Below are 23,134 nucleotides of genomic sequence, written 5' to 3' on the forward strand. Positions count from 1 at the left end.
GCTTACGTCAGACGATTATTACGAAGACTATAGACAAAAATGGCCTGGACGTATCATCACAGTACGCGCAGGCCAAATCATCGGTGGGAAAGTGGGATCAGTGGAAAACGCCGGTTGAGAGATAGCGGTCGCCGCGATCGCACACAATCGCCACCACCACGCTGCCAGGCTGGGCCGTGGCGATACGCAATGCGCCGGCCACCGCGCCGCCAGAGCTGACGCCACAGAAAATCCCTTCACGCTGCGCCAGCGCGCGCATGGTCTCTTCCGCCTCGCGCTGCGCCATATCTATTACCTCATCCACTAACTCCGGACGGAAAATGCCGGGCAGATAGGCTTCAGGCCAGCGACGTATACCGGGAATGCTACTGCCCTCTTGTGGCTGCAGGCCAATTATCTGCACCGCTGGCGCGAACTCTTTCAGGTAACGCCCAACGCCGGTAATGGTGCCGGTGGTGCCCATGCTGGAGACAAAATGCGTCATGCGGCCAGCGCTTTGCTGCCAGATTTCCGGGCCCGTGGTGAGATAGTGGCCCAGCGGATTATCGGGATTGTTGAACTGATCCAGCACGCGTCCTTCGCCGCGATCGGCCATCGCCTGCGCCAAATCGCGTGCCCCTTCCATGCCCTGCTCGCGCGATACCAGCAGCAATTCAGCGCCGTAGGCGCGCATCGCATCCTGGCGCTCCTGGCTCATGTTGTCGGGCATCAGCAGGCGCAGCTTGTAGCCCTTCATCGCCGCGATCATCGCCAGCGCAATGCCGGTGTTGCCGCTGGTGGCTTCAATTAAGGTATCGCCCGGTTTAATGTCACCGCGCAACTCCGCCTGATGAATCATCGACCAGGCCGCACGATCTTTGACGGAACCGGCTGGATTGTTGCCTTCCAGCTTTAGCCAGATCTCGCTGCCGTTATCAGGCGTCAGGCGCTGCAACTTTATCAACGGCGTATTGCCGATGGTATTTTCCAGTGTGGTCACGGTTTAATTCCAGACGAAAGAGGGGCAAATAAAACGGGCGGGAAAGTCCCGCCCGAAGGAGTGTCAAAAATATCAGGCGCTCTCGGCAAAGGCAACCGGGCGCAGCGGCGTAGTGCCATGGTAAATTCGCGCCTGTTGCAGGCCAACGAACAGGAGTTCACCACGCATCGGCGCATGGTGATCGCCGTCGAACACCACGGAGAACACCTCGCCCTGCCAGCCGCTCGGCTGAACGACCAACTGCCAGAAGTGGCCGCGCGGGCTGATCTCCAGCACCTGCACCGGCAAAGGCGTTTCCAGGCTACTCTGGCGTGAAATATCGATTTCCCACGGACGCAGGAACAGTTCAACTTCGCCCTGATGCGCAGGCGTGTAGCCCAGCGGCCAGCGATGCGCGGCCACATGGAACTGCGAGCCGTGTACTTCGCCTGTAAAGCGATTCACTTCGCCAAGGAATTCCAGCACAAAGCGCGTCGATGGATCGCGCCATACGTCATCTGGCGTGCCAACCTGTTCGATGTTGCCCTGGCTCATCACCACCACGGTGTCCGCCACTTCCATCGCTTCTTCCTGGTCGTGGGTCACGAACACGCTGGTGAATTTCAACTCTTCATGCAACTGACGCAGCCAGCGACGCAACTCTTTACGCACCTGCGCATCCAACGCGCCAAACGGCTCATCCAGCAGCAGGATTTGCGGTTCTACCGCCAGTGCACGCGCCAGCGCTACACGCTGCTTCTGTCCACCCGACAACTGCGCCGGGAAGCGGTTGCCCAGATGGGAAAGTTGTACCATCTCAAGCAGACGCGTAACGCGCTGTTTGATCTCAGCAGCACCTGGACGTTCGCGACGTGGCAGAACAGTAAGGCCAAAGGCGATATTGTCGAACACCGTCATGTGGCGGAACAGCGCGTAGTGCTGGAACACAAAGCCCACCTGACGATCGCGCGCATGAATGCGGCTGACGTCTTTGCCATTGAAATGGATCTGTCCGCTGTTCTGATGTTCCAGCCCAGCGATGATACGCAGCAGCGTGGTTTTACCAGAACCGGATGGCCCCAGCAGCCCCACCATCTTGCCGGAAGGAATATCCAGAGAGATGTCGTTAAGAACCGATGTGCGGTCAAACGATTTGTTGATTTGTTTAATCTCAATGCTCATGATTTTCCTCCTGTAGGCGCTTCTGCTGATGCTCTAATCGCCACTGCACCACGCTTTTCAGAAACAGCGTTACGATTGCCATCAGGGTCAGCAGCGCGGCGGCAGTAAAGGCGCCCACGGTGTTGTAATCCTGATGCAGTAATTCAACCTGAAGCGGCAAGGTATAGGTTTCGCCGCGAATCGATCCCGAAACCACCGAGACCGCACCAAATTCACCAATCGCACGTGCGTTGGTCAGCACCACGCCGTACATCAGCGCCCAACGGATATTCGGCAACGTCACGCGGCGGAACATCTGCCAGCCGGATGCGCCGAGCAGCACCGCCGCTTCATCTTCGTGACTGCCCTGGCTCAGCATCACCGGCACCAATTCACGCACCACAAACGGACAGGTAACGAAGATGGTGGCCAGCACCATGCCCGGCCAGGAGAACATAATCTGAATATTATGCGCATCCAGCCAGCCACCGGCAGGACCGTTGACGCCCCAGAACAGCAGATACATCAAACCGGCAACCACCGGCGACACCGCAAACGGGATATCAAACAGCGTCAACAGCAGCTGGCGGCCGGGAAAGGTGAAGCGCGTCACCAGCCACGCCAGCAGCGTACCGAACACCATGTTGACCGGTACGGTAATCAGCGCCACCAAAAGGGTCAGCCAGATGGCGTGCAGCATGTCGCCATCTTTCAGGTTACTCAGCGAGGCAACCAAACCCTGGTTGAGCGCCTCCCAGAAGATGGAAACCATCGGCACCACCAGCAGCAGGATGGAAACCAGCGCACCGATGCCAATCAGCAGCCACTTGCCCCAGTTGATTGGCTGGCGGTCGGCGTGGTTGATGTGTGAAATCTCCGCCATCAGTGGCCTCCTAAGCGACGGCCGAAGCGGCTCTGCAAGGTGTTAATCGCGAACAGCAGCAGCAAAGAAGCCGCCATGATCACCGAGGCGATGGCGCTCGCCGCCGGATAATCAAACTCCTGCAGACGCACGAAAATCATCAGCGAGGTCACTTCCGTTTTCCAGGCGATGTTGCCAGCGATAAAGATTACCGCGCCAAACTCACCGATGCTGCGGGTAAACGACAGCGCAGTGCCGGCAAGCAATGCCGGCGCCACTTCTGGCAGCACCACGCGACGGAAGCTCTGCCAGCGCGTTGCGCCCAGCGTTTCCGCGGCTTCTTCATATTCCGGACCTAACTCTTCCAGCACCGGCTGCACGGTACGCACCACAAACGGAATGCTGGTAAAGGCCATCGCCACAGCGATGCCGAGCCAGGTGTAAGAGACTTTGATATCAAAATGCGCCAGCCACTGACCGTACCAGCCGTTGACCGAAAACAGGCCCGCCAGCGTTAAACCTGCCACCGCAGTCGGCAGCGCAAATGGTAGATCCATCAAACCATCCAGCAGCGTGCGGCCGGGGAAGCGATAACGCGTCAGAATCCACGCCATCAGCATGCCGAAGACGGCGTTGAACAGCGAGGCCACGCCCGCCGCCAGAATCGTCACTTTATACGCGGCGATCAGCTGTGGATGGCTAATCACCGCCCAGTATTGCGCCAGCGTCATCTGCGACAGCTGCATCAGCAGCGCGCTGATCGGCAGCAGCAGAATCAGACAGGTGAAGAGTAAGCTGGTGCCGAGGCTCAATCCAAAGCCCGGCAAAACACGTTTTTGAGCGAGCGCGAACATTAACCGCGCCCCGCTGCCAGTAATTTGTCCAGCTCGCCGTCATTGGCAAAATGGACTTTCATCACGTTATCCCAGCCGCCAAAGGCGTCTTTGACGTTGAACAGTTCAGTCTGTGGGAAGCGATCTTTCTGCTCCGCCATCAGCTGCGGGTTATTCACGCGATAGTAGTAAGTGGTGATGATTTTCTGCGCTTCAGGCGTGTAGAGATAATTAAGATAAGCTTTGGCCGCGTCTGCGGTGCCGTTGTGCTCGACATTTTTGTCGACCCACGCCACCGGGAACTCCGCCAGAATATTGGTTTTTGGCACGATCACTTCGTAGTCGTCTTTGCCGTACTGATTACGGATGTTATTCACTTCCGATTCAAAGCTGATCAGCACATCGCCCAGACCGCGCTCGGCAAAGGTGGTGGTCGCACCGCGACCGCCGGTATCAAACACTTCCACGTTCTTGAGGAACTTCGCCATAAAGGCTCTGGTTTTGGCTTTATCTTTGCCATCCGCCTGATCGGCCGCACCCCACGCGGCGAGATAAGTGTAACGGCCGTTACCCGAGGTTTTTGGGTTAGGGAAAATCAGCTTCACGTTATCGCGCGCCAGATCGGCCCAGCTGTGAATCTGCTTGGGGTTACCTTTACGCACCAGAAACGCCATGGTGGAGTAAAACGGTGAGCTGCTGTTTGGCAGACGTTGTTGCCAGTCAGCGGGAATCAGTTGGCCTTTGTCGTGCAGCACCTGCACATCGGTCACCTGATTGTAGGTCACCACATCGGCGCGCAGCCCTTGCAGAATTGCCAGCGCCTGCTTAGAAGAACCGGCGTGCGACTGCTTGATGGTCAGCTTGTCATTGGGATGGGCAGCGTCCCACTGTTTTTCAAAGGGTGCATTCAGGGCAACGAACAGTTCGCGCGAAACGTCGTAAGAGCTATTCAGCAACTCGGTCGCTTGCGCCGCACCGGCTAAAGCACACGACAGCGCGATACCGCCAAGCCATTTTTTCGAAATCGGAAGTGTCATGCTGCACCCTGAAAGACGGCAGTTAAGCCAATGCCATTAGATGCTGTCAGTGTATTTATAACTCAGGGGAAAGCTGTAACGGTTTTATATATCGTTTAGGGATTTCAAAGTCTAAAAAGGCATAAGACGGCGGGAGAGTTTATGCGGCGAATGGAAATGTAAATCGGCATTAAGCGATTCATTGCGCAATAAATGGCGCCGCGACAAATAAGGGCTGATATCCGTAGCGGCGCGATGAATCGCGCCAGGTTGACCTTAATACATAGAGGTTACAGCGCTTGCAAAGCATCCAGCGACGGCGCAAAAAAGTAGCTGCCGCTAACCGGTTTGGTGAAGCGCAGCATGGCGTCCATTTTGCCGTCGCGCTCGCCGAACATGCTCAGCAATTGCTGCTCAATATTGTAGAGACGATGGCAGTAAGAGATGAAGTACAGCCCATGCGTGCCACTGGCGCTGCCGTATGGCAGGCTCTGGCGCAGAATCTTTAGCCCTTTGCCCTCTTCTTTCAGATCGACGCGGCTGAGATGCGATGTCGCAGGACGCTGATCGCCCGGCAACTCTTCATCCGTCTCTTTAGTACGGCCAATAATCGCTTCCTGTTTCTCCACCGCCATGCGGTTCCACAGCTTAAGGTTGTGCTCCCAGCGCTGGGTAAACACATAGCTGCCGCCCGCATCCGCGCCTGCGCTGATAATCGCTACCTCCTTGCGCGCTTCGCCCTGCGGATTTTCCGTGCCATCGACGAAGCCCGATAGATCGCGATCTTCAATCCAGCGGAAACCGTGCGTCTCATCTTCGATATTGACCGCAGCGGCAAAGGCGCTAAGTGCCGCCTGAGCCAGCGCGAAGTTCACGTCGTGTCGTTGAGATTGAATATGAATCAGCAAATCGCGCTGCGTGGCAGGCGCAATGCCGTTACCAAGCGCGGCGAAAGCTTTGAGTTCAGGTGCAGAAGCGTTGCCTTGCAGATCGCGCCACAGCGCATCACCAAAGGCGATCACCGCGCCCAATCCGGCATCACTGAATTGCGTCTGCAGCGCTTCAAGCTGCTGTAAGAAGAATTTGCTGCCCTGGCGCAGCGCGTCAAGATCGCCCGTGACGCGGGCTTCGAGCCAAATGGCGAAACGGCGGTGCTCCAACAGGATCCCGCTCTGAAACTGAGACATTGCTATGCTCTCCGGCATGAAGGTTAGACGATATTTTTTCGCCCGCATCATACCGGAAAGCCACACTTTTTGAGCGGGTTTTTAAGCAAGTTTTATCTGGTTTAACGCTGCCAAACGATCTTGCTGATTTTCCAGCTTTTCAGGGTATCGTCCGACGGCATCAAGCCTTCCGGACCATGCCATTCACCGCTGTAAATGTAGGAGATGTGCTGGCTGCCCGGCGCACGGCACTCAACATCGCGTGCATCAAGACCGGTGACCATTTTGCAGTTATTAAAGGCTTTGCTGAACTTGTCGCTGAACAGATCGCCGATCTTGCTGCCATCCGCCGCTTTGGCATCGGCATCCTGCACTTCAATGCGCTCCACGCTGCTGCTGCCGTTAATCACCAATTTAACGTTGTCGCCATCCAGCGCCTGCCAGAAATCCATCACCTGACCATTCTGCGTGCGCATGCCCTGACGCAGTTTGTAATCGCCGTTCAGCGCTTTATGGATGGCGTCTTCCGACATTGAGGTGGTGCTCGTCAGGCCCGCAACGCCTTGCTCGGTGACCTCCAGCGATCCACCAAACCAGCCGAGTGGATTGAGCGCCGACCAGTGATAGCTAAGCGGATTGTACCAATGGCTTTCGCTATCGCTCGCGCTGCCAGAGGAACCCGAACTGGCGCAGCCGGCCAGAACCATGCTGCTAACCAGCAGTGCGTGACGAACAACTTTCATGAAAACTCCTTGATCTGCTAAGCCGATTGGCGTGCCTGTTGGAGTCACAAACCGGCAAAAAGTTTATTCGACCTGCTGATGTTCCGGCAGAAAGCAGTCGCGCAGGCGAGGTTGCGTTTGCAGCCAGAACAACGCCAGCAGGTCAAACAGCGTCAATAACAGCGGCAGCGGCGAGTCGGGAAAGGCGCCTTGCGGCAGGCTGGAACCCTGCCACAGCAGGCTGACAAGGAGCGATGCGCTCAACACATGACGCCAGCTTTGCCACAGGCGCGGCCAGCGCTGGCGATAGCCGGTCAGCAATAAGCCGATAGCCGCCGGAATGCCTAACGCCAACCCCAGCCAGAAGCTTTGGCGGTCGGGATAGAACAGCGCCAGCAAATCATTGCCCTGCTGGCGTGATGCGCCCGCCATCACCAGCAGCAGCCAGGTGCGCGCCTGCAGTAACAGGATCAGCCAGAAAAGAAACGGCAGCCGCAGCTGCCCTTTCGCATCGTACTCTTCGGGAAGGTATTTCAAACCGACCCTCAATACTCGCGATCTTCAATCAAACGCTTGCCCAGCAGCAGCGAATCGACCGGCTCGTATTCGAGCTTTTCGTAAAACGCCACCACCTGATCGTTCTCTTCGCGCACCATCAAATTGATTTTTGGGCAACCGCGCGCAATCAGCTTCTTCTCAAGACGATTCATCAACGCATTGGCAAAGCCACGGCCTTGATAATCAGGATGCACCGCCAGATAGTAGACGGAGCCGCGATGGCCGTCGTAGCCGCCCATCACCGTACCGACCACTTCGCCACCGACTTCCGCGACCAGAAACAGTTCCGCGTCGTGGTTCATTTTGCGTTCAATGTCCAGCTCCGGATCGTTCCATGGGCGTAACAAATCGCAACGCTCCCAGAGCGTGATCACTTCTTCAAAATCTTCCTGGCGGAAAGAACGGATTTCCATCGACGTTACCCTGCTGTTAGGCACAATTCGCTGATTATCACGCATTCTTTGCCAGGCGCAACCCTCACGCGTGACAACGGAGCAAAAAAAGCGCGACATCGCTGTTAGTCTGTTGCAATAGAAAGTAAACACTTGAAATAGTTGCGAGGTCGCTGCCTGGCTATTGTTACGCTATAACACTGGGCAGGATTTACCTGCCATGGACCCGTAAATGAAGAAGATTTCACTGCTTAAGCGCCTTACCAATCGTCGCCAACTGATACTTTCCGGTTTAGCGCTGGCGGTGTTATCACCGCGTGCGGTGCAGGCCAAAGAACAGAACAGCGATTTGCGCGTCAGTCCGCGTCATACGCCACCGAAACCCGGCAGCAACGGCAAACGTATCGTGATGATTGATCCCGGCCACGGCGGCATCGATTCCGGCGCCGTCGGCGAAGAGGGTTCGGAAGAGAAACACATTGTGCTGGCGATCGCCAATACCGTGAAGACGCTGCTGCAATCGCATCCACGCATCGAAGTGCGCCTGACGCGCGACAGTGACCACTTTATTCCGCTCTATCAGCGCGTCGAAATCGCCCACCAGCACGGCGCTAACCTGTTTATGTCGATTCACGCCGACGGCTACACCAGCCCGGATGCTAACGGCGCATCGGTGTTTGCCCTTTCCAATCGCGGTGCCAGCAGCGCGATGGCGCGATATCTTTCGCAGCGTGAAAACGATGCGGACAAAGTGGGCGGTGCTGAGGTGCAGGATAAAGATCATTACCTCAACCAGATTCTGTTCGATCTGGTGCAGACCGATACCATTCGCAACAGCCTGACGCTGGGTAAACACGTCCTCGATCAGATTCGCCCGGTGCATCATCTGCACAGCCAGCACACCGAACAGGCCGCGTTTGCGGTGCTGAAATCGCCGTCGATTCCTTCGGTGCTGGTGGAAACCTCCTTTATTACCAATCCGCGTGAAGAGCAGCTGCTTGGCACGCAGGCGTTCCGCCAGAAAATTGCCAGCGCCATTGCCGACGGCATCACCCGCTACTTCGATGAGGTCGATCGTCGCGAAGCATAGTCTTTATCCTGTGGTAGAATCGCGGCAAATTTCCGGAACGAGTGACTGATGAGCAATCCCGATATTTCCCGCGTCAAAGCCTTTTTGCTGGCGCTGCAAGATGATATTTGCGCCCAATTAGCGGCGGAAGATGGCAAGGCGAGCTTTGCCGAAGATGAGTGGCAACGTCCCGGCGGCGGCGGCGGACGCAGTCGCGTATTGCGTGATGGCGCGGTGTTTGAACAAGCCGGCGTTAACTTCTCGCACGTGCATGGCGATCAAATGCCCGCCTCCGCCACCGCGCATCGTCCTGAACTGGCCGGGCGCAGCTTTGAAGCGATGGGCGTATCGCTGGTGGTGCATCCATCCAATCCTTACGTGCCCACCAGCCACGCCAACGTGCGCTTCTTTATTGCGGAAAAACCGGGCGCCGATCCGGTGTGGTGGTTTGGTGGCGGTTTCGATCTTACGCCCTATTACGGCTTCGAAGAGGATGCGCTGCACTGGCATCAAACCGCGCACGATCTATGCCAGCCGTTTGGTGAGGAGGTTTATTCGCGCTACAAAAAGTGGTGCGACGATTACTTCTACCTCAAGCATCGCGACGAGCAGCGCGGTATCGGCGGCCTGTTTTATGACGACCTGAACACGCCCGATTTCGATTACTGCTTCGATTTCATGCAGGCAGTCGGCAACGGTTTTGCCAACGCCTACCTGCCGATTGTGGCCAGGCGCAAAGCGCTGCCGTGGGGCGATCGCGAGCGCCAGTTCCAGCTCTATCGTCGTGGTCGCTACGTCGAGTTCAATCTGGTGTGGGATCGCGGCACGCTGTTTGGCCTGCAAACCGGCGGCCGCACCGAATCCATTTTGATGTCGATGCCACCGCTGGTGCGCTGGGAATACGATTATCAGCCAGAAACCGATTCCCCCGAAGCCGCCTTGTACCGCGATTTTCTGCCGGTGAAGGAGTGGTTGCAGCCATCATCAAAATAATAAAATCGACCTGCCTTTAACAGCGCGATAGCTCGCGCTGTTAAATCCCATACTTCTTATCGAATCAACTTATTACATCTACTCATTGCGCACAAAAGACACAATAAAGTAGTTGCCCATCCTGATTATTTACCACAGAATCACCCTTCTCAATTTGTGGATTAACCGTCATCTGACGGCTAAACGGAACCAGGAAGGTGCCACGTTGAAGGATTTCACTGCTACTGCTTCACTCTCGCTTTACACCCTCACAATCAACAACACGTCAGTGCGCCCCGACGTGCTGCGCTTTCGCGGTCGCGAAGCGCTGAGTGAGCCGTTCCGCTGGGATATTGAGTTCACCACCGATTCGCCGGTTAAAGACGAGCTGCTGAACAAATTCGCCAGCCTGAGGATGCGCAGCGGCAAGGTGGTACACGGCGTCATCACCCGCATGGAGTGCCTGGGCCAGAGCGCCGATCAGACGCACTATCGCATCTTTCTTGAATCGCGCCTTGCGCTGATGAAGCTAACCTGCGAGAGCCGGATATTCCAGAACCTCAGCGCGCCGGAGCTGGCGGAGCAGCTGCTGCGCCAGCACGGTTTTGAAGGGCCGGATTTTGATTTCCGCCTGACGCGTGAATACCCGGCGCGCGAGCTGATTACCCAGTGGCAGGAGAGTGATTTGCAGTTCCTGCAGCGCATTCTGGCGGAGGTCGGCATCTGGTTCCGTTCCGGGATGAACGCGGTTACCGAACAGGAAACGCTGATTTTCGCCGATACGCAGCAGGGCTATCAGTTTGACGTGGCGCTGCCGTACGCCGAGCTTTCGGGCCTGCACGACGGCGCACGTGAGTCGGTGTGGGGCGTGCGCACCTGGCATAACGTGGTCACCGGCAGCGTGCGCGTGCGCGACTACAACTATCGTCAGGCGGGCGAGCCCGGCGACGCTGATGCGGCTGTCAGCAGCGGTGCCACTACCACTGGCGAGCACTATCGCTATATCGGCCCATATCTGAATGCCGGTGAAGAGGACGAAACCGAGTCCGGGCGGTTTTACGCGCGCATTGCCCACGAGCGCGAGCTGAAGCGTGCCGACTACGTGCACCTGTTTAGCAACGCCTCGCACCTGACGCCGGGCGCGGTGCTGGAGCCGCAGGGCAACGTCATCCGCGCGCTGCAAAACGGCGTGGTGATGACGCTGGTGACCTTCATCGCTTCGCGCGATTCGCGCCTGCACGTTTCCGTCTGGGGCATGCCGTACAGCGAACACTTCTGCTTCCGCCCCGCTACGTTGCCACGTCCGGAGATTGTCGGCACGCATCCGGCGCGGATTGAAAGCCGCAACGCTGATGATATCTACGCACATCTCGACGAGCACGGACGCTACCGGGTGAAGCTCGACGTGGACCGCCTGTTCAGCGAATCCGGCTACAGCTACCTGTGGGTGCGGCTGGCAAAACCCTACGCCGGCAGAGATTACGGTTTTCACGCGCCGCTGATTCAGGGCACCGAAGTGGGAATCGCCTTTGACGGCGGCGACCCGGACCGCCCGTACATCGCGCACGCCTTTCACGATTCCGAACATCCCGACGTCGTCAGCCGCGATAACCGCAGCCAGAATATCCTGCGCACGCCTGCGAACAACGAACTGCGCATGGAAGACAAGCGCGGCGAGGAGCATGTCGCGCTCTCCACCGAATACGGCAAAACCCAGCTTAATCAGGGCCACATCACCGACAGGCAGGACAAACCGCGCGGCAGCGGCTTTGAACTGCACACCGATGAGCACGGCGTGATACGCGTGGCGAAAGGTTTATTCGTCACCGCCGACGGCCAGACTAAAGGCGTGGGCGAGGTGCTGGATATGGCGACCACGCTGCGCGAAATCGAGATTGCGATCAAGCAAATCGAGCAGCTTAAGCTGGTGCAGGAGCAGGTTGACGCGCTGATTGTCGATATCAACGTGCAGCGCGAGATGTTCAGCAAACGCCTGCAGCCGCTGAACGAGCTGATTCACTTCTCCGCACCCGAAGGCGTGGCGTTCAGCAGCGGCGAGCATCTGCAGATGGCGGCGGCGGAGAACATCCACCTCAATGCGGGCGGCGACATCAGCGCCGGTGCAATGGGCAACGTCAACCTGATGGCGGGCGAAAAGGTCGGGATGTTTGCGCACAAAGAGAAGCTGAGCCTGATTGCCGGTCAGGGTCCGGTGAAAGTTGAAGCGCAGAACGCGGCGATGAAAATTACCGCCGCGAAGAAGCTCAGCATGAGCGCCGAGCAGGACATTATGTTCGGGGGTAAAAAGCGCATCGTGCTGATCGGTGGCGGCAGCTACCTTAAGCTGGAAGCCGGGCGGATTGAGTACGGCACTGAAGCGAAGTATCTGCGCAAGACTATGCGGACGCATAAGGCGGTGGCGCGGGAAATGCCGGTCGAAATGCCGGTGATGCCGTTGGCAGACCGGTTTGCAGAACAAGCAGGTCGCCGCGCGCTTAACCCGTTAATTTATTTGGGCGATGCACCGGGTTCGGCTGGTCATGCCCATGCTCAGCGTGGTTGGCAAATTGTCATCGCGCAGTCTAAAAGTGAGGCGATGAGCACCGATGAAATTGTTATGCGTGGAGAGTCCGACTCTCAGGGCCGTTTGCTATCCGCGGAGCAACAAACGCATCTGGCTGAATTGGCGAAACAACATGCAGATCGGTTATGGCTAGTGAGTGGACAGCGCGTGCTGCGCGTACGGCTAAGCATCATCCCATCTACGGCAGACGAGGCGGTGAAAGAGGCCTGCGCACTGGATGCACTGGGTTATCACCGCGCGTTTAACCGGGCTAGCGGCAGCGATGTTCCCTTCTCGGCGTTCACGCAATGCATTCGCAAGGAACAGCAAACAGAGGCTTCACAGCCGGACCTCAAGGAGGAGAAATAACATGTCAGGCGACAGTTGTAACGATTATCCGCACAGCTGTGCGGTCTACTTCGATGAAGACAAGGATACCAGCCACATCGCTACGGCAACGATGAATCACTGGGTGCACAATGGTTTTGCACAGTTCACAGCTGGCAATCGTGTGAAAGCGCACCTCGGCGGCAAAGAGTATTTTGCTGCGCTGCTGGAAGCTTTTACACAGGCGCAGAAAACCATTTACATCACTGGCTGGCAAGTCAACTGGGATGCCCAGTTGGCTGACGGTGTGAGGCTGGTCGATTCACTACTGGCGGCGGTGATGGCCGCACCGTCGCTCAAGGTGTACATCATGCCCTGGAAAGATCCCTACCCAATGGAAACTTACTCGGCCGCCACCGAACGCGTTTTTGCTGCTCTTAACAGTCATGTCGGACGTCGGGCATTTCACGTGCTGCGCGCCGGTTCAAAATCCGGCAAGTTTTTCTCTCATCATCAGAAATGCGTCATTGTTGATGAACGACTGGCGTTTGTCGGCGGCATCGACCTTGCCTACGGTCGTTACGATGACAACTATGGCATGCAGGCTGATACAGCAGGCCGTAAGGGGATGAACATGTACAATCCCTGTGTCCCCGTGATGGCTGCAGGCCGGGGCTATAACCCGATGGAAGAGTACGCGACGCCACATGCGGATCCGCGATTAGATCGCGATCCCAATGCACGCGAACAGGCTAAAAAGCGCGAGGCCGTTAGCGTGACGCGCATTATTGACGCGGTACTGACGCGGCGTGAAAGTCAGTCGCCGGGCAAGGCTAAAGAAAGCACCTATCTGGACGCAAAAATCCAGCCGCGCATGCCGTGGCAGGATTATCAGGTGGAGATTGAAGGCCCAGCTGTGTATGACCTGATAGCCAACTTTGTTCTGCGCTGGAACAGCTATCCACCGCACTATCCCAAATCGTTACTGCTGACACAGACTCCAGAACTGCACATCCCGGCGACGCGACCTGAGAGAGTCGGCTCCTGCCACGTTCAGGTATTACGCAGCGCATCGCAGGAGATGTGTCGGAGCGAGCAGAAACGGCCGCTGCGCGGGCAGCCGCCGGAGAGCAAAACGCAGCATGACGTAATGGACGCGATGAAGCTGCTGATCGACAAGGCCGACCACTATATTTATATCGAGAACCAGTTTTTCGTTTCGGCGTTTGGCGTCTCATCAGTAGAAGGCAGTGAAAAGTTAAGTCCGGTGGCAAGCAGTATTAACCCCTCGGCCAGCGCGTTTGTCACGCGCAGATTTCCGGACAAGCCCGCGCCCGAAAATCAGGTGGCTGAGTGGTTAGCCAACAAAATAAAGGGCCACATTATCTCGTTCAATCCGATGCCGTTCCACGTCTACATCATGCTCCCGGTCTATCCGGAAGGTCGGCTGGACGATCCCACCATCGTGGCGCAGATCCACCTGACGCGGCAGTCGCTGGTGTTTGGCTCGCACAGCCTGATAAACCGCATCCGCCGCACCCTGTGGGTGAAGCAGCAACTGGAAGAAATGCAGGTGCCACGAAAAGAGTGGCATCGGCAGATACCTAAACTTGAAGAAGCGTGCGGCGAAGGTTATCTGGATATCGATATTGAGGCTTGCTATGAGTTCGTTACGCTGCTGAATATGCGCGACCACGATGAGCTGAACGGCCAGCCTGTGACCGAGCAGATTTACGTGCACAGCAAGCTAATGATCGTTGACGATCGCTGGGTGCTGGTGGGCAGCGCCAACATCAACGACCGCAGCCTGCTGGGCGATGGCGATTCTGAGCTGGCAGTGACAATAGCCGATATGGATCACAGCGTTCATGACCTTGACGGCAGCGGCACGCCAGAGCCATGCCGCACGTTTGCCAGAGACCTGCGCCAAAAAGCCTGGCGTAAATGGATGGGCAGCGCAGCGGCTGAATGTGAAGAAGCACTGGATAAACCAGCACTGCAAGCGAGCTGGGAGAAGATTCAGAGTATAGCCAAGAAAAATGCTATAGCATACGAAACTGTTTTCAACTTCACACCTCGAGATATATTTAAATTACAAATTTCTAGAGATGATGAATATTATGAAGGCGAAAGGCCGAAACTTAATAGAGATGTATTGGCATCTTCAATCTGGCCTACACTCGCGGTGAATAAAACAAACCAACCATCTGATAGAGAAAAAATGCCCTTTTCAGAGAGGTTTTGGTTTGAGTACAACATGAATAAATTCTCAAAAAAAAATCGACTAAATGAAATCGATGGATATTTCACTCTATTGCCAGCGGAGTGGACCTCGGGAGAGAATAACCTTATTCCATTCAATATGCGACTAATCGCTAGAAACGACCAGAAAACTAGTGATTTGCAGCTATCAATAAATTCGACTGATAACAAAAGAGTTATTACATGAAGAAGATTAATATCTTTTTTTTATTTTCGTCTATATTAATATCTAAATACTCGATGGGACAGAAATGGAACGATGAGTGTGTGGGTTACTATCAGATGAATCTGCCCTCAGAATTGGAGGTTGCAGTGTACCCAATCAATAGCTTAATTTCGCCGGCTAAAGAACCACGCAGTGATTATGGCATCTTAATACAAAGAACCAAGAAGCCGGAGATCACATTTGGAACAAAATCCCGAGAAAGCAATCTGAATAGATTTCAGGCTGATTTCTCAGAGTTTTATTATGAAAAATTTAAGGTCGGCATTTCATCAAAAAATCCAAGCGTCATTAACTTATTGGAATATAAAAAAAATACTATAAGTGATTACGAATTCATAGCTGCATCAGGGCGGCAATTAGAAAAGCGCGACTCTGAATTATTTGATGAACCCCTTCCTTCAGAAATGGAGTCTAACAGAGTTTATGGTTTTTTAATAAAAGATTATAACAATGCATTTTCAACATATGAACTTAGAGGATACACACTTAATATTAGCAGCGGACATCGTCTATATAAGTTCTGGTCAAAAAAAGATGATTATCTTGATGATAAATCACAAACCGCAGAAAACCAGTGGCATAAAAAAGAGCCAGAAGTCAAATCTCTGCTAAGCCGTTTTAGCCCACGTGAGTTGTATGAAGTTCCAAATAAACAAGGCTTTTGCATTCCTTACGGATTCATAGCTAATGATTCCGGTCATGAATCACACAACATGGCTGTTACCTACCGGTTAAAAGATCATCCTGATGTGACGATCCTCTTTCAAACTCTGACATCAGATCCTGGCCCAGGTAATAATCGGCCAAAATTTGATATGAATGAGAAAGAATATGTTACTGAGTTCTGGAACCGTATTTATGGGGCAAAATTCCGGAATATAAAGCTTTATGGGAAAGGCTTTAGCTATCCAAAAATTGATGGTCGCAAAGCCGTAGCCGCTTTTGCAAAATTCACCCGTTACGATAAATCTGTCGATTATGGCTACGTTGCTTACGTCAAAGGCAAAACCCCGGATGAACCAACCATTATGTTTTTCATAATGCGTAAGGGTACTCAGGCTACAGTCAATCCTCCATTCGATCACCAAGAACTGGAGAAAATGGCAGAACATATCGTTGCGTCAATTAAAAAGCGCTAATAGATTATTTTCCGCCAACAGCAAGTGCGGCGCGCCGGCTCAAAATCCGGCAAGTTTTTCTCTCATCATCAGAAATGCGTCATTGTTGATGAACGACTGGCGTTTGTCGGCGGCATCGACCTTGCCTACGGTCGATACGATGACAACTATGGCATGCAGGCTGATGCGGCAGGCCGTAAGGGGATGAACATGTACAATCCCTGTGTCCCCGTGATGGCTGCGGGCCGGGGCTATAACCCGATGGAAGAGTACGCGACGCCACATGCAGATCCGCGATTAGATCGCGATCCCAGTGCACGCGAACAGGCGAAAAAGCGCGAGGCCGTTAGCGTGACGCGCATTATTGACGCAGTACTGACGCGGCGTGAAAGCCAGTCGCCGGGCAAGGCTAAAGAAAGCACCTATCTGGACGCAAAAATCCAGCCGCGCATGCCGTGGCAGGATTATCAGGAGGCGATTGAAGGCCCAGCTGTGTATGACCTGATAGCCAACTTTGTTCTGCGCTGGAACAGCTATCCACCGCACTATCCCAAATCGTCACTGCTGACACAGACGCCAGAACTGCACATCCCGGCGACGCGTCCTGAGAGAGTCGGCTCCTGCCACGTTCAGGTATTACGCAGCGCATCGCAGGAGATGTGTCGGAGCGAGCAAAAACGGCCGCTGCGCGGGAAGCCGCCGGCGAGCAAAACGCAGCATGACGTGATGGACGCGATGAAGCTGCTGATCGACAAGGCCGACCACTATATTTATATCGAGAACCCGTTTTTCGTTTCGGCGTTTGGCGAGTCTTCGATAAAGGGACCGAAGGCGCTAAGTCCGGTGGCAAAAAGCATAACACCCTCTGCCGGAGCTTTTATAACGCGCAGATTTCCGGACAAGCCCGCACCCGAAAATCAGGTGGCTGAGTGGTTAGCCAACAAAATAAAGGGCCACATTATCTCGTTCAATCCGATGCCGTTTCACGTCTACATTATGCTACCGGTCTATCCGGAAGGCCGGCTGAACGATCCCTCCATCGTGGCGCAGATTCACCTGACGCGGCAGTTACAAAAGGGCGTTAAAAGTTTTCATGCCCGGAGCACAATTGATTAGCGCTCCGGGCTACTTAGACAAACCTCGTTTGCTACAACGGTTCGGTCTGCGCCTCCACCACCGCTAACGCCACCATATTCACGATGCGCCGCACCGAGGCGATACGCGTCAACACATGCACCGGCTTGCTGATCCCCATCAACACCGGTCCCACCGTGACACCTTCGGAGCAGGAGACGCGCAGCAGGTTATAGCTGATACGCGCCGCTTCGACGTTCGGCATAATCAGCAAATTCGCGGTGCCTTTCAGCGGGCTGTCCGGCATCAGTTCACGGCGAATGCTCTCGACCAGCGCCGCATCACCGTGCATTTCGCCGTCAATCTCCAGATCCGGGGCGCGTTGCTGAATCAACGCGAGTACGTCGCGCATTTTGCGCGCGCCCGGCGCATTTGAGGTGCCAAAGCTGGAGTGCGACAGCAGCGCCACGCGCGGTTCAATGCCGAAGCGTCGCACCGTTTCCGCCGCCAGCAGCGTGATATCCGCCAGCTGTTCTGCGCTGGGATCTTCATTAACGTAGGTGTCAGCTATAAAGGTATTGCCGCTCGGCAATAGCAGCGCATTCATCGCGCCCGCCACCTTCACGTCCTCTCGCAGCCCAAACACTTTCTCCACCACATCATAATGTTCCTGATAATCGCCGATGGTGCCGCAGATCAGCGCATCGGCTTCACCGCGATGCACCATGATCGCGCCAATCAGCGTGGGATTGCCGATCACCGCGCGCTGGGCAGTTTCCGGCGTCACGCCGCGCCGTTTCATGATCTGGTAATACTCATTCCAGTACTCTTTGAAACGTGGATCGGACTCGTTATTGACGATCTCAAAATCTTTGCCCGCCTCGATCTTCAAACCCTGCTTTTGCAGACGCATAGCGATGACATTCGGCCGGCCAATCAGGATCGGCTTCGCCAGCCCTAACGTCACCAGCTCCTGCGTGGCATGCAGCACGCGCACCTCTTCGCCTTCTGCCAGCACCACGCGTTTGGGATCTCTACGCGCCTGCGAAAAGATCGGCCTCATAAACAGGTTGGTTTTATAGACGAACTCGGTGAGCTGCTCACGATAAGCATCAAAATCCTCAATCGGTCGCGTGGCGACACCCGATTCCATCGCCGCTTTCGCCACCGCGGGCGCAATCTGCACGATTAAACGCGGATCAAACGGTTTGGGGATCAAGTATTCCGGGCCGAAACTCAGATCCTGATCGTCATACGCCGACGCCACCACATCGCTCTGTTCCGCCTGTGCCAGCGCCGCAATCGCGTGCACCGCCGCCAGCTTCATCTCCTCATTAATCGCCGTGGCACCCACATCCAGCGCGCCACGGAAGATAAACGGGAAGCACAACACGTTGTTCACCTGATTGGGGAAATCAGAGCGCCCGGTGCAGATAATCGCGTCGGGCCGCACCTGTTTGGCCAGCGGCGGCATGATTTCCGGCTCGGGATTGGCCAGCGCCAGAATCAGCGGATCCTGCGCCATCTTCTGCACCATCTCCGGCGTCAGCGCTTTGGGGCCGGAACAGCCAAGGAAAATATCCGCGCCGCCAATCACCTCGTCCAGCGTGCGTGCGCCGCTGTCGGCCACCGCATAGGCCGCTTTGGTCGGCGTCATATTCGGCTCGCGATCGCGATAGATCACCCCTTTGGAATCGCACACCACAATGTTGTGCTGCTGCATGCCGAGCGCCACCAGCAGATTCAGGCAGGCAATCGCCGAGGCACCTGCGCCGGAAACCACCAGCCGCACCTCGCTGATGGCTTTTTTAACGATGGTTAAGCCGTTGAGCACCGCCGCCGTACAGATGATCGCCGTGCCGTGCTGATCGTCGTGGAATACTGGGATCTGCATGCGCTCACGCAGCTGTTGCTCAATATAGAAACACTCGGGCGCTTTGATATCTTCCAGATTGATGCCACCAAAAGTGGGTTCCAGCGCGGCAATCACCTCAATCAACTTATCGGGATCGCGCTCATCGATTTCGATATCAAACACGTCAATGCCGGCGAACTTTTTGAACAGCACGCCCTTGCCTTCCATCACCGGCTTACTCGCCAGTGCGCCAATGTTACCCAGCCCCAGCACCGCGGTGCCGTTGGAGATCACCGCCACCAGATTGCCACGCGCGGTGTATTTGCGCGCCGCCAGCGGATCGGCGGCAATTTCCAGACAAGGCGCAGCGACGCCGGGCGAATAGGCCAGCGCCAGATCGCGCTGCGTGGCTAACGGTTTGGTGGGTGAAACCTGAATTTTTCCGGGCGTGGGAAATTGATGAAAATCGAGCGCGCTTTGCTTGAGTTGATCGTCCATTGGGCATCCTTTGGCATCGCTAAATAGGCATTCAGTATAGGAATGTGCGGCACAAAAGAGGGTGAAGGCGCTCAAAGAACGCACAGACTGAAAGGCACGGATTGCCACCGCTTCGCCTGCGGGATCGGCACAGCCTGCTATCCTTATTGATGGCAAAAAGCGTAGCTGAACCGTTTAGGCCAGTCCTCCTTTCACTATCGCACCTCTTAAGCGCCACGACGCCACAATCAGAGAAAACGCATTTTCTTCGTGTAACGTCTGTAGCACTGTGTTGGACCAATACTTAACAGGAATGGGTGCAACACCTTTGCCCACATTATTGCTAATCAAGGAGTTAAGTGATGAACCAGCTAGATGCATTGAAACAATACACCACCGTGGTGGCGGACAGCGGCGATATCGAATCCATTCGCCATTACAATCCAGAAGACGCGACCACCAACCCCTCATTGATTCTGAAAGCCGCCGGTCTTGAGGGTTATAAACATCTGATTGATGACGCCATCGACTACGCGAAAAAACAGGGCGGCAGCAAAGAGACGCAAATCATCAACGCCAGCGACAAAGTGGCGATCAACCTCGGTATGGAAATTCTGAAAAGCATACCGGGCCGTGTTTCGACCGAAGTGGATGCGCGCCTCTCCTTCGATCGTGGCATGTGTGTCACCAAAGCTGAGAAGCTGGTGCGTCTGTACGAAGAGCACGGCATCGACCGCTCACGCATTCTGATCAAACTGGCGTCAACCTGGGAAGGCATCAAAGCCGCTGAAGAGCTGGAGAAAAACGGCATTCAGTGCAACCTGACGCTGCTGTTCTCCTTCGCTCAGGCGCGAGCCTGTGCCGAAGCTGGTGTGTTCCTGATTTCGCCATTTGTTGGCCGTATTTACGACTGGTACAACACCCGCAAACCGATGGATCCGTATGTAGTCGATGAGGATCCGGGCGTGAAATCTGTGCGCCGTATCTACGATTACTACAAGAAGCACCGTTACAGCACCGTCATCATGGGCGCCAGCTTCCGTAAAGTGGAACAGATTCAGGCGCTGGCCGGCTGTGACCGTTTGACCATTTCCCCTAACCTGCTGGAAGAGCTGGCCAACAGCGACGCGCCGCTGGAGCGTAAGCTGGAGCCATCAACCGAAGGTTTCCATCAGCCGGCTTCACTTTCAGAAGCGGAATTCCGCTGGGAACACAATCAGGATCCGATGGCGGTAGAAAAACTGTCAGACGGCATCCGTCAGTTCGCCGTTGACCAGCAGAAGCTGGAAGACGTGCTCTCTTCTCGTCTGTAATCCGCACTCACTCTTATGGCGGATGGGCATTGGCTCATCCGCTATCGCCAAATCACAAGGGAGAACCTTATGTCTTCACGCAGAGAGTTGGCTAACGCAATTCGTGCACTCAGCATGGATGCGGTACAAAAAGCAAATTCCGGGCACCCAGGTATGCCGATGGGCATGGCAGATATCGCCGAAGTGTTATGGCGCGATGTGTTGAAACACAATCCCAACAATCCGGCGTGGGCCGATCGTGACCGCTTTATTCTTTCCAACGGTCACGGCTCGATGCTGCTCTACAGCCTGCTGCATCTCACCGGCTACGACCTGCCGATGGAAGAGTTGAAAAACTTCCGTCAGCTGCACTCAAAAACGCCGGGACACCCTGAACTCGGCTACACGCCTGGCGTGGAAACCACCACCGGTCCGCTCGGCCAGGGCCTGGCCAACGCGGTAGGTTTAGCGATTGCCGAACGCACGCTGGCGGCGCAGTTTAACCGTCCCGGCCACGACATCGTCGATCACCACACCTACGTGTTTATGGGCGATGGTTGTTTGATGGAAGGCATCTCGCACGAAGTGAGCTCGCTGGCCGGTACGCTCGGCCTCGGCAAACTGATTGGCTTCTACGATCACAACGGCATCTCCATCGATGGTGAAACCGAAGGCTGGTTCACCGACGACACGCACAAACGTTTCGAAGCCTACAACTGGCACGTCGTGGGTAGCGCAGAAGGTATCGACGGCCACGATTCGGCAGCGATCGCTGCGGCGATTAAAGAGGCGCAAAGCGTCACCGATAAGCCGTCACTGATTATCTGTCGCACCACTATCGGTTTCGGCTCGCCGAACAAAGCCGGTAAAGAGGAGTCGCACGGCGCGGCGCTGGGCGAAGAAGAAGTGGCGTTGACGCGGCAGAAACTGGGCTGGCACTATCCGCCGTTTGAAATCCCGAAAGAGATTTATCAGCAGTGGGATGCCAAAGAAGCGGGCGCGCAGCGCGAGAAATCCTGGGATGATAAGTTTGCCGCTTATAAAGAGGCACACCCCGAGTTGGCGCAGGAGTTTACCCGTCGTCTGAGCGGTGAAATGCCGGCTAACTGGAGTAGCGAAGTGCAGAAGTTTGTTGAAGAGCTGCAGGCTAATCCACAGAAAATCGCCAGCCGTAAAGCCTCACAAAATACGCTGGAAGTGTTTGGCAAGCTGCTGCCAGAATTCCTCGGCGGCTCAGCGGATCTGGCACCCAGTAACCTCACCATCTGGTCGGGCTCAAAATCGATCAAAGAGGATAGTGCCGGTAACTACATTCACTACGGCGTACGTGAATTTGGTATGACGGCGATCGGCAACGGCATCGCGCATCACGGCGGCTTCGTGCCATACACCGCTACCTTCCTGATGTTCGTCGAGTACGCGCGTAATGCGGTGCGCATGGCGGCGCTGATGAAGGCGCGTCAGGTGCTGGTCTATACGCATGACTCCATCGGCCTCGGCGAAGATGGTCCGACACACCAGCCAGTTGAGCAGATTGCCAGCCTGCGCGTTACGCCAAACATGAGTGTGTGGCGTCCGTGCGATCAGGTGGAAACTGCCGTGGCGTGGCAAGCCGCCGTTGAGCGCCATCATGGGCCAACCGCGCTGATCCTGTCGCGTCAGAACCTGCTGCAGCCAGAGCGTAGCAAAGAGCAGGTGGCGAATATTGCACGCGGTGGCTATGTGCTGCAGGACAGCAACGGCACGCCGGATGCGATCATCATCGCCACCGGTTCGGAGATTGAAATCGCGCTGGGCGCGGCGGATAAACTCACCGCTGCTGGCCACAAGATTCGCGTGGTTTCGCTGCCGAGCACCGACGTGTTTGATAAGCAGGACGTCGCGTATCGCGAATCGGTGCTGCCATCCGGCGTGAAAGCGCGTGTGGCAGTCGAAGCCGGCATTGCTGATTACTGGTACAAGTATGTTGGTCTGGATGGCGCGATTGTCGGTATGACCACCTTTGGTGAGTCAGCCCCCGCCGGCAAACTGTTCCCGGAATTCGGTTTCACCGTCGAGAACATCGTCAGCCATACTGAAGCTTTACTCAAGCCGCACTAATCGATCTGGCCCTGCGTCTTTTTGGCGTAAGGGCCATTTTTTGATCACAGCCTGAAACAGAAAAAAATCCGCCCTGCCCCCTTCACGCCTCGCGCAAACTGATTACTATAAGCTTTCCTCCGATTCTTATA

Annotated in this window: 18 protein-coding genes; 8 read left to right on the forward strand and 10 right to left on the reverse strand. The window is 55.5% G+C overall.

Annotation, left to right across the window (positions count from 1 at the left end; translation table 11 throughout):
• Positions 1-97: 97 nt before the first annotated feature.
• The 9 genes from cysM to PO881_RS13760 all read right to left on the reverse strand — a co-directional run bounded on the left by cysM (position 98) and on the right by PO881_RS13760 (position 7,689).
• Positions 98-979, reverse strand: a complete 882-nt coding sequence (gene cysM / locus PO881_RS13720) for a cysteine synthase CysM (protein WP_110866517.1) — start codon at positions 977-979, stop codon at positions 98-100.
• Between the two features lie 72 nt (positions 980-1,051).
• A complete protein-coding gene (gene cysA / locus PO881_RS13725; RefSeq protein WP_280171936.1) occupies positions 1,052-2,140 on the reverse strand; it encodes a sulfate/thiosulfate ABC transporter ATP-binding protein CysA in 1,089 nt (362 codons plus the stop codon).
• On the reverse strand, positions 2,130-3,002 hold the full coding sequence (gene cysW / locus PO881_RS13730) for a sulfate/thiosulfate ABC transporter permease CysW (RefSeq protein WP_101763571.1): 873 nt from the start codon (positions 3,000-3,002) through the stop codon (positions 2,130-2,132). Before cysW ends, cysA begins: the two co-directional genes overlap by 11 nt.
• On the reverse strand, positions 3,002-3,835 hold the full coding sequence (gene cysT / locus PO881_RS13735) for a sulfate/thiosulfate ABC transporter permease CysT (protein WP_064739484.1): 834 nt from the start codon (positions 3,833-3,835) through the stop codon (positions 3,002-3,004). Before cysT ends, cysW begins: the two co-directional genes overlap by 1 nt.
• Positions 3,835-4,851: a sulfate ABC transporter substrate-binding protein gene (locus PO881_RS13740; protein ID WP_137386246.1), complete on the reverse strand. Its 1,017-nt coding sequence runs from the start codon at positions 4,849-4,851 to the stop codon at positions 3,835-3,837. Before PO881_RS13740 ends, cysT begins: the two co-directional genes overlap by 1 nt.
• A 269-nt stretch (positions 4,852-5,120) precedes the next feature.
• Entirely contained in the window at positions 5,121-6,017 is an 897-nt protein-coding gene (locus PO881_RS13745) for a Dyp-type peroxidase (protein WP_280171937.1), read from the reverse strand.
• 101 nt (positions 6,018-6,118) lie between these two features.
• Positions 6,119-6,739 (reverse strand): RpoE-regulated lipoprotein, encoded by a 621-nt coding sequence (locus PO881_RS13750; RefSeq protein WP_101763568.1) that lies wholly within the window; start codon positions 6,737-6,739, stop codon positions 6,119-6,121.
• 63 nt (positions 6,740-6,802) lie between these two features.
• A complete protein-coding gene (locus PO881_RS13755) occupies positions 6,803-7,255 on the reverse strand; it encodes a DUF2919 domain-containing protein (protein WP_280171938.1) in 453 nt (150 codons plus the stop codon).
• 8 nt (positions 7,256-7,263) lie between these two features.
• On the reverse strand, positions 7,264-7,689 hold the full coding sequence (locus tag PO881_RS13760) for a GNAT family acetyltransferase (RefSeq protein ID WP_061717913.1): 426 nt from the start codon (positions 7,687-7,689) through the stop codon (positions 7,264-7,266).
• 211 nt (positions 7,690-7,900) lie between these two features.
• Between PO881_RS13760 and amiA the strand changes: the two genes are divergently transcribed.
• The 6 genes from amiA to PO881_RS13790 all read left to right on the forward strand — a co-directional run bounded on the left by amiA (position 7,901) and on the right by PO881_RS13790 (position 17,321).
• Positions 7,901-8,758: an N-acetylmuramoyl-L-alanine amidase AmiA gene (amiA, locus tag PO881_RS13765; protein WP_280171939.1), complete on the forward strand. Its 858-nt coding sequence runs from the start codon at positions 7,901-7,903 to the stop codon at positions 8,756-8,758.
• A gap of 48 nt (positions 8,759-8,806) precedes the next feature.
• Positions 8,807-9,730: an oxygen-dependent coproporphyrinogen oxidase gene (gene hemF, locus PO881_RS13770; protein ID WP_280171940.1), complete on the forward strand. Its 924-nt coding sequence runs from the start codon at positions 8,807-8,809 to the stop codon at positions 9,728-9,730.
• 205 nt (positions 9,731-9,935) lie between these two features.
• A complete protein-coding gene (gene vgrG, locus PO881_RS13775; RefSeq protein WP_280171941.1) occupies positions 9,936-12,641 on the forward strand; it encodes a type VI secretion system tip protein VgrG in 2,706 nt (901 codons plus the stop codon).
• Between the two features lies 1 nt (position 12,642).
• Positions 12,643-15,048, forward strand: coding sequence for a phospholipase D-like domain-containing protein (locus tag PO881_RS13780; RefSeq protein WP_280171942.1), 2,406 nt, complete (start codon positions 12,643-12,645; stop codon positions 15,046-15,048).
• Positions 15,045-16,226: a T6SS immunity protein Tli4 family protein gene (locus PO881_RS13785; RefSeq protein WP_101763563.1), complete on the forward strand. Its 1,182-nt coding sequence runs from the start codon at positions 15,045-15,047 to the stop codon at positions 16,224-16,226. The genes PO881_RS13780 and PO881_RS13785 overlap by 4 nt, the downstream gene beginning before the upstream one ends.
• 24 nt (positions 16,227-16,250) lie before the next feature.
• On the forward strand, positions 16,251-17,321 hold the full coding sequence (locus tag PO881_RS13790) for a hypothetical protein (protein WP_280171943.1): 1,071 nt from the start codon (positions 16,251-16,253) through the stop codon (positions 17,319-17,321).
• Between the two features lie 31 nt (positions 17,322-17,352).
• On the opposite strand, the gene maeB is transcribed toward PO881_RS13790, so the two are convergent.
• Positions 17,353-19,632, reverse strand: coding sequence for an NADP-dependent oxaloacetate-decarboxylating malate dehydrogenase (maeB, locus tag PO881_RS13795; RefSeq protein WP_280171944.1), 2,280 nt, complete (start codon positions 19,630-19,632; stop codon positions 17,353-17,355).
• 341 nt (positions 19,633-19,973) lie between these two features.
• Here maeB and tal point away from each other — a divergent pair, with 341 nt between their 5' ends.
• Together tal and tkt are read left to right on the forward strand one after the other, a co-directional pair.
• The gene (gene tal / locus PO881_RS13800) at positions 19,974-20,924 is read left to right on the forward strand and encodes a transaldolase (protein ID WP_101763551.1); all 951 of its coding nucleotides are present in this window, start codon (positions 19,974-19,976) and stop codon (positions 20,922-20,924) included.
• A 69-nt stretch (positions 20,925-20,993) separates the two neighbouring features.
• On the forward strand, positions 20,994-23,003 hold the full coding sequence (gene tkt / locus PO881_RS13805) for a transketolase (RefSeq protein WP_192411416.1): 2,010 nt from the start codon (positions 20,994-20,996) through the stop codon (positions 23,001-23,003).
• Positions 23,004-23,134 lie beyond the last annotated feature (131 nt).

This window comes from Pantoea sp. SS70, from assembly GCF_029866845.1.
Taxonomy (GTDB): domain Bacteria; phylum Pseudomonadota; class Gammaproteobacteria; order Enterobacterales; family Enterobacteriaceae; genus Pantoea; species Pantoea leporis.